Raw genomic sequence first — 12719 nt, 5'->3', positions numbered from 1 at the left:
GTCACCTCAGGCACCGTAGTGCTACCCCGCTGACTCAGCGGCCGGTGAACAGCACGACGAGACGCCCGGAGGACCCATCATGCGAGGCCGAATCCCCCTGCGAATGCGGATACTGGCCGCACTCAAGCCTGAACCGGACTGGGACACGATCACCCCGGCCGAGGTCGTCGAATTGCGCGCCGCCCAGGCGCGCACCCTGGGATCCGCGCTCGGCGCCTTCGTCCTGGGCAAACCCGACCCTGGCGCGCGGATCACGACACACTCTCTCGAGCTCCCAGGCCGCACCCTCGACGTGCGGATCCACCAGCCGACAAGTGGCGGCACCGGGCTGCCGTTGATCGTCGCCTTCCACGGTGGCGGCCTCATCGGCGGTGTTCCAGCCCAGGACGATTGGCTGCTCAGCCACCTGGCCGCGCACATTCCGGCGGTGGTCGCCTCCGTGGATTACCGCCTGGCGCCGGAACATCCGGTACCCGAACCCGTCGACGACGCCTACGACGCGGTGCCTGGCCTCGTCGAGCAGGCCACGCGATGGGGCGCCGATCCCAGCCGCCTCGCCCTGCTCGGCGCCAGTGCGGGCGCCACGCTCGCCGCCCTCACCGCGATCAGGGCCGTCGAAATCGGTCTGCCGGTGCGCAGCCAGGTCCTGATCAATCCGCAGCTCGACTGGACCGACGCGGTGTTCCGGTATCCCTCGTTCACCGAGAACGCCGACGCCCCGACCGCATCGCCCGCCAATTGCCGTGCGGTACAACGGATCGCGCTACCCCCGTCATTCGATGCCAGGACGATCTCGCCGCTGTACGCCGACGATCTCACCGGCGTCGCCCCCGCCCTCATCGTGTCGGCCGGTCTCGACACGATCGAGGACCAGTCGCCCGCGTACGCCGCCCGGCTGCGCGAGGCAGGCGTCGAGGTGACACTGACCCGCTATGCCGAAGCGACCCACGCCTTTCTGAGCATGCCCCGCCTGGTCCCCGCGGCCCGGCCTGCCCGCCAGGAAATCCTCACCCACCTGCGTAATCGCTTGCTGGAGCGCGCGAGTACACCACGCTGACCCCGGGCGTGGCCGACGTCGAGTCAGCCGGCGGCGATCCCTTCGTCGCGAAGGCGGCAAGCCGTCAGCGCGGTCCTACCGCCAGGGAGCCGGGGCCGCACTATCGCCGGGGAGCCGGGGCCGCGCGGTCGCCCGGGAGCTGCGACGGCGCTGTTGCCCGGGAGCCGGGGCTATCGCCCGGAAGCCGGGGTCGGCGCTATCACTCGGAAGCGTGGGGCGGGGTCTGCTCGCACGGTACGACCCACAGGGCCTCGGCGAGGGCGCACAGCTCGCCGCCGCGGGTGGAAAGGGACACGCCCACTGTGTATTTGCGGCCTTCGGTGCGGATCGCCCAGGCATGCGAGATGTATTCCGCGCCGGCCAGGACCGGCTGGAACTGGGTGGCGGTGAGGGCTGCGGTCACCGCGCCATGGGCCATCCCCTGGAACACCCAGGCGGCGATACCGCCGGGGCAGTCGAGTGCGGCCCAGACGATCTCCGGGGGCAGCTCCCCGTTGTCGTCCGCGAGACCCTGATCCGGAGTCCACGCCGCGGCGATGACCGGACGATCCGGCACCGGCCAGGGGAACAGGCGCAGACCGTGGCCGGGCACGCACTCGGCACCGCAGCCGAAGCAGTCGGTGACCGGGCGTTTCGGGCTCGCGAGCGCGGCTTCGGCAGCGCGCTTCGCCGCCGACCAGGAGGGGCCGGGCGGCGCGGTGATGCCGAGTGTGGCGGGGGAGGCCTGCGCCAGCAGCGTGCCGTCCGCGTCGGTCAGCGTCGCGTGGCCTGGTTCGGCGTCGGTCAGGGCGATGGGGGTGTCGATCGGGACCGCGCGGCGGAAATCGACGCGCACGGTGTCGGCTCCGGATCGGCGGGCCAGCATTCCGGCCACATATCCGCCGAACGCCACCTGCGGATAGCCGTGCACATGGCCGGGAATCGTCACCGTCTCGGTCTGGATCATGCTGGTGGTCACCCTTTCGGCCGGTAGAGCACCCTCGACGATATCGATGGGCCGGGAGAGTCCGCCGCGAGGGGCCCGGCATGCGAAAGGGCCGGACCCGTCTGGGGCCGGCCCTTCGCGGACGACTATTCCTCGTCGAGCAACAGGTCGGCGGCGGCCGCCTCGTCGATGACCCAGGTCGTCGACTCGATGCCGACGGCGCCTGCCGACGGAACGTCGTCGGGCGACGCGCCGTTGACCGCGGCGGCCACGGCGGCCGCCTTGGCGGTGCCGCTGACAACGAGCATCACGTGACGGGAACGGTGGATCGCGGGCAGGGTCAAGCTGACGCGGGTCGGCGGCGGCTTCGGGCAATCATGTACGGCGACAACGTAATCGTGCTGTTCCCGGATGGCGGGGGAGTGCGGGAACAGAGAGTCGATGTGGCCTTCGGGGCCCATGCCGAGAACGGTCAGGTCGATTTCGCCGCGTTCGTCGAGCTCAGTGTGGATCGCCTGGGCATAGGCGGCGGCCGCCGCCTCCGGGGAGCCGTAGGTGCCGTCCGAGGCGGCGATCGGGAAGACGTGGGCCGGGTCGAGCGGGACGAAGTCGAGCAGCGCCTGCCTGGCCTGGAGTTCGTTGCGATCCGGGTCGTCCGCGGGGACGAAACGCTCGTCGCCCCAGTAGACATAGAGCTTGGACCAGTCGATGGCGCCCGGGTTCTGCCGGACCCGCTCGAGCAGCCGGATGCCGTCGCTGCCGCCGGTCAGCGACACCGAGGCGGTGCCGCGTTCGGCCTGGGCCGCGACGATCACGTCGACGAATCGTTCGGCGGCGGCATCGGCCAGACCGTCGGCGTCGTCGTGGACCTCGACGGTGTCGGCCGGGAATTCGGCACCGAGCTCGTCGTGCACGTCGATGTGGTCACTCATAGGTCACCTTCTCGATTCCGGCGAGCGCCTCGGCGTAGATCTCGTCGGCATCGAGCCGGCGCAGTTCCTCGGCGAGGCAGTCGCGAGTTTCCCGGCGCGCCAGCGCGATGCGCTGATCGGGTTCACCGGTGCGGGTCAGCGTTGCTGTTCTTCCTAGTTGCGGGCGGCTGATGGCGATCGAATCCGTGCCGCGGTGCAGCTCCACCCGCAGCTCACCCGTCCTGCGGACGACGGGACAGCTCAGCCGCGAAGCGAGCCAGCCCGCGAGGGTGTCCAGCGCGGGCTCGCCGGCCAGGCCGGACACGGTCACCGAGGTGACCGCCTCGAACGGCGGCTCGTCCAGCGCCGCGGCCAGCAGCGCACGCCAGTAGGTGATGCGGCTCCACGCCAGATCGGTGTCGCCCACCGCGTAGGAGTAGCGGCGCTTCTTGATGGCGGCCTGCGGATCGGGCGCGAAGGTGGCGTCGGTGATCCGGCGCTTGGCCAGCTTGCCCACCGAGTCCAGCGACGGGAACTCCGGCGCGCCACGCGGCCACCACGCCACCACCGGGGTGTCGGGCAGCAGGAACGGCGTGACGACGCTGCTCTCGTGGTTCACCAGCGGACCCTGCAACCGCAGCACGATCACCTCGGCCGCACCCGCGTCGCCGCCGACGCGGATCTGGGCGTCGAGGCGGGTATCGGCGTCGCGGTCGCCGCGGGCCAGCACGATCACCCGGCACGGGTGTTCGCGGCTGGCGTCGTTGGCGGCGTCGATCGCGTCCTCGGCCTCGGAGGAATCCAGCGTGCACACCACCAGGGTGAGCACCCGGCCCTGGGTGATGACGCCGTTGGTCTCGCGCAGCAGCACCATCCGCTTGGCCACATCGGCCGTGGTGGTGTCGGGCATGTCGACGATCACGGGCGCCGCCATTCCCGCCCGCTGCGCGCGAGCATCTCATCGGCCGAGGTGGGACCCCAGGTGCCCGCCTCGTAGGGTTCGGGCTTGCCCTCTGCCGCCCAGTGCTCGAGCACGGGATCGAGGATGCGCCAGGACAATTCGACCTCCGCGTTGACCGGGAACAGCGAGGGCACGCCGAGCAGCACGTCCAGGATCAGCCGCTCGTAGGCCTCGGGGGAGGACTCGGTGAACGCCTCGCCGTAGCTGAAGTCCATGTTCACATCGCGCACTTCCATGCCGGAGCCCGGCACCTTGGAACCGAAGCGCAGGGTGATGCCCTCGTCCGGCTGTACCCGGATGACCAGCGCGTTCTGCCCGAGTTCCTCGGTCATGGTCTGGTCGAACGGCAGGTGCGGCGCGCGCTTGAAGATCACCGCGATCTCGGTCACCCTGCGGCCCAGGCGTTTTCCGGTGCGCAGGTAGAACGGGACACCGGCCCAGCGGCGGTTCTCCACGTGCAGGGTTATCGCGGCGTAGGTCTCGGTCCGCGACTGCGGGTCGAAACCGTCCTCCTCGTGCAGGCCGACCACCTGCTCGCTGCCCTGCCAGCCCTCGGTGTACTGGCCACGGGCGGTCGTCTCGTCCAGCGGCGCGACGAGTTTGGTCGCCGAGAGCGCCTTGATCTTCTCGGTGGTCAGCTGCTCCGGCTCGAAGGAGGTGGGCTCCTCCATCGCGGTCAGCGCCAGCAGCTGCAGCAGATGGTTCTGGATGACGTCACGCGCGGCGCCGATCCCGTCGTAATACCCGGCGCGCCCGCCGAGGCCGATGTCCTCGGCCATGGTGATCTGTACGCTGTCGACGTAGTTGGCGTTCCACAGCGGCTCGAACAACTCGTTGGCGAAGCGCAGCGCCAGGATGTTCTGCACCGTCTCCTTGCCGAGGTAGTGATCGATGCGGAAGACCTGCTCCTCCGGGAAGACCCGGTTGACCAGGGCGTTGAGTTCCTTGGCGCTGGCCAGGTCGTGCCCGAAGGGCTTCTCGATCACCACCCGCCGCCACGGCAGGTAGCCGTCGGCGTCGGTGCCGACGGGCTGCGCCAGCTTGTGCTCGGAGAGCTGGTCGAGCACCACCGGGAACATGTTCGGCGGAATCGACAGGTAGAAGGCGTAATTGCCGCCGGTGCCGCGGGTCTCGTCCAGGTTCCGCAGGGTGTCGGCGAGCGTCGCGAAGGCCGCGTCGTCGTCGAAACTGCCCTGGACGAACCGCAGCCCTTCCGCCAGGTGATCCCAGACCTCCTGGCGGAAGGGTGTGCGTGCGTGTTGCTTCACCGCGTCGAGGACGACGGAGGCGAAGTCTTCGTCGGCGTAGTTACGCCGGGCGAACCCGACCAGGGCGAAGCCAGGGGGCAACAGCCCCTGGTTCGCCAGGTCGTAGATGGCCGGCATCAGCTTCTTGCGGGACAGATCTCCGGTGACGCCGAAGATCACCATGCAGCAGGGCCCCGCGATGAAGGGAACCCGTTTGTCTCGTTCGTCGCGCAGCGGGTTGCGCCACAGCCCCGCCGCCCGATCCGTCGATGCTGTGCCGGCCATCGGGTCAGTTGCCCCCCGCCGCCGCGGTGCGCAGTTCGCCGGTGGTGGCGTCGAGCAGTTCGTTCCACGCCGACTCGAACTTGTCGACGCCCTCACGCTCGAGCAGCGCGAACACATCGTCGAGGTCGATGCCGACCGCCGCCAGGTCGGCGAAGACCTGCGCGGCCTCGGTGGCCCGGCCGCTGAGCGTGTCGCCGATGACCTCGCCGTGATCGGCGAAGGCCTGCAACGTCTTCTCCGGCAGGGTGTTCACCGTGTTCGGGCCGACCAGCTCGGTGACGTACAGGGTGTCGGAGTAGTCCGGGTTCTTCACCCCGGTCGACGCCCACAGCGGACGCTGGCGGTTGCCGCCCTGCGCGGCCAGGTGGTTGTAGGTGGAGGTGTGCGCCCCACCGTCGAACACGTCCTGGTACTCGGCGTAGGCCAGCCGGGCGTTGGCCACACCGGCCTTGCCACGCAGCGCGAGCGCCTCCGGTGTGCCGATCGCGTCCAGGCGCTTGTCGATCTCGGTGTCGACGCGGGAGACGAAGAACGAAGCGACGGAATGGATCTTGGCCAGGTCGTGGCCGCCGATCTGGGCGTTGCGCAGACCGTCGAGGTAGGCGCCCATCACCGCGCGGTAGCGCGGCACCGAGAAGATCAGCGTCACGTTCACGCTGATGCCCTCGCCGATCACCGCGGTGATGGCGGGCAGGCCCGCCTCGGTGGCCGGGATCTTGATGAACAGGTTCTTGCGGTCGACGATCTTCCACAGCTCGATCGCCTGGGCGACGGTCTTGTCGGCGTCGAAGGCGAAGCGCGGGTCGACCTCGATCGACACGCGGCCGTCGACGCCGTTCGTCGCCTCGAACACCGGGGCGAGCACGTCGCAGGCGGCGCGCACGTCGTCGGTGGTCATGGTGCGGATCGCGGCGTCGGCGTCGGCGCCCTGGGCGGCAAGCTCTTTCAGCTGACCGTCGTAGTCGTGACCCTTGCTCAGGGCGGCCTGGAAGATGCTCGGGTTCGTGGTGACGCCGACGACGCTGCGGGTCGCGACCAGGTCGGCGAGATTGCCGGACTTGATCCGATCACGGGACAGGTCGTCGAGCCACACCGAGACCCCCGCGGCCGAGAGCGCGGCGAGATTCTCGTTCTGTGCCATTGGTTTTACCCCTTCACCTTGTCGGTCGAACGCAGTGCGGCGGCGACGACGGCATCGGCGGTGATACCGAATTCGCGGAACAGGGTCTTGAAGTCGGCTGAGGCACCGAAGTGATCGATACCGACCACCTCGCCCGCGTCACCGACGAACCGGTGCCACGGCATCGCGATACCGGCCTCGACGGCCACCCGGGCGCGCACCGAAGGCGGCAGCACCTCGTCGCGGTAGCCCTGCTCCTGCGCGTCGAACCATTCCACACACGGCATCGAGACCACGCGGGTCGGGATGCCCTGCTCCTCCAGGGTAGTGCGCGCGGCGACCGCGAGCTGGAGCTCGGAACCGGTGCCGATCAGGATGACCTGCGGGGTACCGGTCGAGGCCTCGGCCAGCACGTAGCCACCCTTCTTGACACCCTCGTAGCTGGTGCCCTCCAGGGTCGGGATGTCCTGACGGGTCAGCGCCAGCGCGGACGGGCCATCCTGGTGCGGGGCGTCGAAGGTGTGGAAGTGCGAGGTGTGCTCGTCGGAGTCGCGCTCGAGGATGGTGCGCCAGGCGTGCACGGTCTCGTTGGCGTCGCCGGGGCGCACGACATTGAGGCCCGGGATCGCGCGCAGCGCGGCCAGGTGCTCGACCGGCTGGTGGGTCGGGCCGTCCTCGCCCAGACCGATGGAGTCGTGGGTCCAGACGTAGATGGCGGGCACCCGCATCAGCGCGGCCAGGCGAACGGCCGGGCGCATGTAGTCGGAGAACACCAGGAAGGTGCCACCGTAGGGGCGGGTCGGGCCGTGCAGCGCGATGCCGTTGAGGATCGAGCCCATCGCGTGCTCACGGATACCGAAGTGCAGGGTGCGGCCGTAGGGCTGCGCCTTCCACATGCCGGTCGAGATCGACTCGGGGCCGAAGCTCGGCTGGTTGGGCATGGTGGTGTTGTTGGACTCGGCCAGGTCGGCCGAACCGCCCCACAGCTCGGGCAGCTCGTCGGCGACGGAGGCCAGGAACTTGCCGGAGGCCTTGCGGGTGGCCATGCCCTTCGGGTCGGTCTCGAAGGCAGGCAGCGCCTCGACCCAGCCCTTGGGCAGCGAGCGGGTCTGCAGGCGGTCGAACAGGGCCTTGTTGGACGGGTTCGTCTCGGCCCACTTGTCGAAGTCCAGCTGCCACTTCGCCTTGGCCTCGGTGCCGCGGCCCAGGGCCTTGCGGGTGTGCTCGATGACGGCCGGGTCGACGTCGAAGGACTTCTCGGGATCGAAACCGAGCGCCTTCTTGACCGCGGCGACCTCGTCGGCGCCAAGCGCCGCGCCGTGCACGCCACCGGTGTTCATCTTGTTCGGCGCGGGGAAGCCGATGATGGTGCGCAGGATGATGATCGACGGCTTGTCGGTCTCGGCCTTGGCCGCCTCGATGGCCGCCTCGATCGCCACGACGTCCTCGCCGCCCTCGACGATCTGCACATGCCAGCCGTAGGCCTCGTAGCGCTTGGCGACGTCCTCGGTGAAGGCGATGTCGGTGTCGTCCTCGATGGAGATCTCGTTGTCGTCGTAGATCACCACGAGGTTGCCCAGCTGCTGGGTGCCCGCGATCGAGGAGGCCTCGGCGGTGACGCCCTCCTGCAGGTCGCCGTCGGAGGCGATGGTGTAGATGAAGTGGTCGAACGGGCTGGTGCCCGGCGCCGCTTCCGGATCGAACAGGCCACGCTCACGACGGGCGGCCATCGCCATGCCGACCGCGGAGGCCAGGCCCTGGCCCAGCGGGCCGGTGGTGATCTCGACGCCGTCGGTGTGCCGGAACTCGGGGTGGCCCGGGGTCAGCGAACCCCACTGGCGCAGGTGCTCGAGGTCGGTCAGCTCCAGGCCGAAACCGGCCAGGTAGAGCTGGATGTAGAGGGTGAGGCTGGAATGCCCACAGGACAGCACGAACCGGTCGCGACCGACCCAGCGCGGTTCCGCGGGGTCGTGGCGCATGGTGCGCTGGAAGAGGGTGTAGGCGACCGGCGCGAGGCTCATCGCGGTGCCGGGGTGTCCGTTGCCCGCCTTCTGCACGGCATCGGCGGCGAGGACGCGGGCGGTATCGACGGCCTTGGTGTCGAGGTCCGTCCAGTCGCTGGGGTAGTTCCGCTGAGTGAGGGCGCGAATGTCGTCTGTGACTGACACGACCGTGGTTCTCCTGACCTGAGGTTTCGTCGACGGCGATACATGGCAGCTGCGATGTGTCTCGAACGGATCGCACGCGGCCGGGGGTGCGTACCGATGTACATCCATACCCTAGTGGTGATGCTCGGTGGGACCGGCGCGAACCCTGGTTGTGAGTGTAGTGCGGACCTGGGCGTCGTCTCCGGTGTGGGCGGCATCCATCGGCAGGCAGGGCGCAGGCGCGTCCGCGGTGCCGTTCACCTGCATGTCGATGCCGGTTCACCGTCGGATGGGGCCTCGTGACGGCCGCGTGGGCGGCAGTGACCGTGCCCACGGTGGCAGGGGCCTGGCGTGGAGCGGCACCGGCGTGGGTCTACCATCGTCTGTAGTAGTGGCCGCGCCGCAGCCGCGCGCTGCTCGTTCCAATGCCGGATGCGAAGCACAGCGTGCGAGGAGAAACAGTGCGGATCGATCCCCAGCCGGGTAGTAGCGGTGCGCACAATTCCTCGACGGCACTGGCCGATCGCCTCACCGGGGACGGTCTCGTCTCCAAAATACTGCGCAAGCCGCTCGCCTACATCGCGCTCACCAAGCCGCGTGTCATCGAGCTGTTGCTCGTCGCCACCATCCCGACGATGCTGCTGGCCGACCGCGGCACCGTCGACATCCGGCTGATCCTGGTCACCCTCTTCGGTGGCTGGATGGGCGCGGCCAGCGCCAACACCCTCAACTGTGTCGCCGACGCCGACATCGACAAGGTGATGAAGCGGACCGCGCGGCGCCCGCTGGCCCGCGACGCGGTGCCGACCAGGCACGCGCTCGTCTTCGGTGTGGCACTGGGCGCGATCTCGTTCGCGTGGCTGTGGTGGCAGGCCAACCTGCTCAGCGGCGTGCTGGTGGTCGCGACGATCCTGTTCTACGTCTTCGTCTACACCAAGGGCCTCAAGCGCCGGACCTCGCAGAACGTGGTGTGGGGCGGCGCCGCCGGCTGCATGCCCGCCCTCGTCGGCTGGTCCGCGGTCACCGGGAACATCGGCTGGCCCGCGATCGTGCTGTTCGCCGTCATCTTCTTCTGGACACCGCCGCACACCTGGGCGCTGGCCATGCGCTACAAGGAGGACTACCGCGCGGCGGGGGTGCCGATGCTGCCGGTGGTCGCGACCGAGCAGGTCGTCACCAAGCAGATCGTCATCTACACCTGGTTGACCGTGCTGGCCACGCTGGCTCTGGTCCCCGCGACCGGTGTCATCTACGCGGCCGTCGCGCTGGTGGCCGGTGCGTGGTTCCTGCTGATGGCGCATCAGCTCTACGCCGGGGTGCGGCGTGGCGAGTCGGTGAAGCCGCTGCGGTTGTTCCTGCAGTCGAACAACTACCTGGCGGTGGTGTTCTGTGGTCTGGCTGTCGACTCGGTGCTCGGGTGGACCACGCTGGGTAGCCTCGTCGGGCTCTGATACTTCTCGAACGAACACCGGTGGCCGGGCAGGGATGCCCGGCCACCGGCGTGTTCGCCGGCGGCAGGGGCTACCAGCGGCGGGCGAGGTGGCCGTCCGGACGGATCAGGACATGGGTGCCGGGGGTGGCCGCGTAGGCGGTGAATGCGTGACCTTCGGTGTCGACGAGTGTTGACGCGAGCGGGTCGGCGGCTTCCGGGTGGGGCGGGGCATCGGCGCGGCGGATCTCGACCGTGCGGACGGCGGGATCGTCGAGGGGTGTGCGGCTCGCCGACGCGAAACGCAGCAGGGTGGCGTGCGGGCCGCGGAAGAGGTCGAACAGGCGGATCGGGCGGCCGGATTCGTCGTGCAGTGGGGCGTCCGGTGCTCGGTCGCCCGCGACGAGCGGACCCTGCTCGGTGGGGGAGCGGTAGGTGATGCCGAGCTGGCGGGTCTCGGGGCCGCGGTGCATCGCGTCCTCGTCGCCGTCGACGAGTTTGTCGAGGAGTTCGGTGCTCAGGCCCAGGACGCGGGCCGCGACCGTGCGGCGTTCGGGTTCGTAGGTGTCGAGCGGGGCGGTGTCGCCGTCGAGGGCCGCCGCCAGTTTCCAGCCGAGGTTGTAGGCGTCCTGGACGCCGGTATTGAGGCCCTGTCCGCCGGTCGGCGGGTGGACGTGGGCGGCATCGCCCGCGAGTAGCACCCGGCCGTCGCGGAAGCGCTCGGCGAGACGAATGTTGGGGCGCCACACCGTGACCCACGACAGATCGCTCAGGGTCAGGCCCAGCGCGGGGGCGTGGTGGTCGGCGAGGTCCTGCAGGGTGGCCAAGTCGGGGGACTGATCCTCGGCCAGCGGCGCGGCGAACTGGAAGCGACGTCCACCCGGCAGCGGCGACAGAGTGAAACCGTTCATCGGCTGGTCGGCCGCGGCGGCGAACCAGTAGCCGGACTCGTGGTCGAGGGCATCGACGCGGACATCGCCGAGCAGCATCTTGATCGAGTCGTCGGTGCTGCCCTCGAACGCGATCCCCAGACGCTTGCGCACTGCGCTCGCGCCGCCGTCGGCGCCGACCAGATAGCGGACGCGGACCGTCTCGTTGACGCCGTCGCGCAGCAGTGTGGCGGTGACGCCCGTGTCGTCCTGCGTGAAATCGACCAGCGCCGTACCGAATTCGACCTGTCCACCCAGTTCGGCCAACCGGGCTCGCAAGATGGCCTCGGTGTCGGACTGGCCGAGCACCCACCCGTTCGGGTACGGCACGTCCGGTGTCGGTGCGACCGGCTCAGCCATGCGGCGCTCGCCGGCGAACTCACCCGCGAAGTACACGCGCATCGCCGGGAGGTCGCGACCCGCGGCCGACACCGCGTCGAGGACGCCGAGATCGTCGAACACCTCCAGCGTGCGCGGCTGGATGCCGTCACCACGCGACCCCTGGAAGGGTGTCTCGGCGCGGTCGACGAGCCGGACACCGATCCCGCGCCGCGCGAGATCGATGGCGAGGGTGAGGCCGGTCGGGCCTGCACCGGCGACAAGTACCTGGTCGGACATGGGAGCTGCCTCCTGCTCTGAGAACTGAATAGACATTCAGTGAATATGAATTCAGTTTCAGTGTTGGTACCGTGCTTGTCAAGGAGGTGGTGTCCGGTGGCAGGCAGCAGGCGCGAGAAGTCCGCGGAGACCGAGCAGGCGCTCAAGGACGCCGCCCGGCAGGTCTTCGCCGAACACGGCTACCTGAACGCGAAGATCACCGACATCACCGCCGCCGCGGGCCGGGCCGCCGGCTCGTTCTACAACCACTTCGCGAGCAAAGAGGAACTGCTGCAAGCCTTGCTGGCCGATATGGCCGCGGCGAGCGACGAACGCGCCGCCGATCCCGAACACAGCGGGGACTTCACCGATCCGGCCGCGGTGCGCTACCACGTGCGCGGCTACTGGACCTTCGCCCGCGACAACGCGTCGGTACTGCGGGCGATGGGGCAGGCAGCCCAGGTCAGCCCCGAATTCGCCCGGATCATCGCGAGTTTCGGCACCGCGCAGCGCGCCGATATCGCCGACCACGTTTCCGATTTCCCCGAACGTGGCCTACAGCTGCCGGGGACTGTCGATGCCAGCCTGGCGATGATGTTCGCCGCGGCCGACGGGACGCTGCGCATGGTCGAGGACGGGTCGGTGACGCTGACCGACGAGGAGGCGATCGAGTCGATCACCCGGTTCGTCTACCGGGGGCTCACCGGTCGCGACTACTGACCGCGATCGTCGTACTCGCCTTCGTCCGAATCCGCTTCTGGCGGCTCGTCTCGGTCCTCGTCCATCATGAGCGCGAGCCCTTCTGCAACCGGGCGTTGAGCGCGTCGATGCGATTGCTCGCGGCGGTGACCGCCGCCGACCGGACTGCGCCGGGTAACTCGCCGCGGACAGTGTCGGTGAGCCGAGTCAGCTCCGGCGACGATGTGAGCAGCGAAGCCCCGCGTTCCAGCAGTCGCGCGGGGGCATCCGAGGACCGCCTTGACATCACCGCACCCGCCAGCGCCAGCGCCGCCGCCGAGCGCATTGTGCGCGTGCGGCCGAGCAAGTACCCGATTCCCACCCCTACCGCAATTCGTGTTCCGCCTTTCATGCTCACTCCTGGACGGCTTGA

At 69.5% G+C, this 12719-nt stretch carries 11 protein-coding genes; 3 read left to right on the top strand and 8 right to left on the bottom strand.

Translation table 11 applies throughout. The features are described from left to right. The first annotated feature begins 79 nt into the window (after window positions 1-79). Window positions 80-1057 (top strand): alpha/beta hydrolase fold domain-containing protein, encoded by a 978-nt coding sequence (locus tag ACWF82_RS04910; RefSeq protein ID WP_452498051.1) that lies wholly within the window; start codon window positions 80-82, stop codon window positions 1055-1057. Between the two features lie 199 nt (window positions 1058-1256). On the opposite strand, the gene ACWF82_RS04905 is transcribed toward ACWF82_RS04910, so the two are convergent. From ACWF82_RS04905 to tkt, 6 genes are all read right to left on the bottom strand, one after another. Next, a complete protein-coding gene (locus ACWF82_RS04905; RefSeq protein ID WP_452498049.1) occupies window positions 1257-2015 on the bottom strand; it encodes a PaaI family thioesterase in 759 nt (252 codons plus the stop codon). 113 nt (window positions 2016-2128) lie between these two features. Beyond that, a complete protein-coding gene (pgl, locus tag ACWF82_RS04900) occupies window positions 2129-2914 on the bottom strand; it encodes a 6-phosphogluconolactonase (protein ID WP_452498048.1) in 786 nt (261 codons plus the stop codon). Further along, on the bottom strand, window positions 2907-3815 hold the full coding sequence (gene opcA / locus ACWF82_RS04895; protein ID WP_452498046.1) for a glucose-6-phosphate dehydrogenase assembly protein OpcA: 909 nt from the start codon (window positions 3813-3815) through the stop codon (window positions 2907-2909). Before opcA ends, pgl begins: the two co-directional genes overlap by 8 nt. Continuing rightward, window positions 3812-5386 (bottom strand): glucose-6-phosphate dehydrogenase, encoded by a 1575-nt coding sequence (zwf, locus tag ACWF82_RS04890; protein WP_452498044.1) that lies wholly within the window; start codon window positions 5384-5386, stop codon window positions 3812-3814. The genes opcA and zwf overlap by 4 nt, the downstream gene beginning before the upstream one ends. A 4-nt stretch (window positions 5387-5390) precedes the next feature. Then, a complete protein-coding gene (tal, locus tag ACWF82_RS04885) occupies window positions 5391-6527 on the bottom strand; it encodes a transaldolase (protein WP_452498043.1) in 1137 nt (378 codons plus the stop codon). A 5-nt stretch (window positions 6528-6532) separates the two neighbouring features. Continuing rightward, complete coding sequence (tkt, locus tag ACWF82_RS04880; protein WP_452498041.1) at window positions 6533-8674, bottom strand: transketolase; 2142 nt, start codon at window positions 8672-8674, stop codon at window positions 6533-6535. Between the two features lie 440 nt (window positions 8675-9114). On the opposite strand from tkt, the gene ACWF82_RS04875 reads away from it, so the two are divergent. Continuing rightward, window positions 9115-10104 (top strand): heme o synthase, encoded by a 990-nt coding sequence (locus ACWF82_RS04875; protein WP_452498039.1) that lies wholly within the window; start codon window positions 9115-9117, stop codon window positions 10102-10104. Window positions 10105-10174: 70 nt separating this feature from the next. Here the strand turns inward: ACWF82_RS04875 and ACWF82_RS04870 are convergent, their stop codons facing one another. Beyond that, complete coding sequence (locus ACWF82_RS04870) at window positions 10175-11629, bottom strand: FAD-dependent monooxygenase (protein WP_452498037.1); 1455 nt, start codon at window positions 11627-11629, stop codon at window positions 10175-10177. A 96-nt stretch (window positions 11630-11725) separates the two neighbouring features. On the opposite strand from ACWF82_RS04870, the gene ACWF82_RS04865 reads away from it, so the two are divergent. After that, window positions 11726-12328 carry a TetR/AcrR family transcriptional regulator gene (locus ACWF82_RS04865; protein ID WP_452498035.1) on the top strand — a complete coding sequence of 201 codons (603 nt, stop codon included), beginning with the start codon at window positions 11726-11728 and terminating at the stop codon, window positions 12326-12328. A gap of 64 nt (window positions 12329-12392) precedes the next feature. On the opposite strand, the gene ACWF82_RS04860 is transcribed toward ACWF82_RS04865, so the two are convergent. After that, a complete protein-coding gene (locus ACWF82_RS04860; RefSeq protein WP_452498033.1) occupies window positions 12393-12698 on the bottom strand; it encodes a hypothetical protein in 306 nt (101 codons plus the stop codon). Window positions 12699-12719 lie beyond the last annotated feature (21 nt).

This window comes from Nocardia sp. NPDC055053, assembly GCF_053608285.1.
This window is presented reverse-complemented; position numbering and strand designations above follow the sequence as displayed.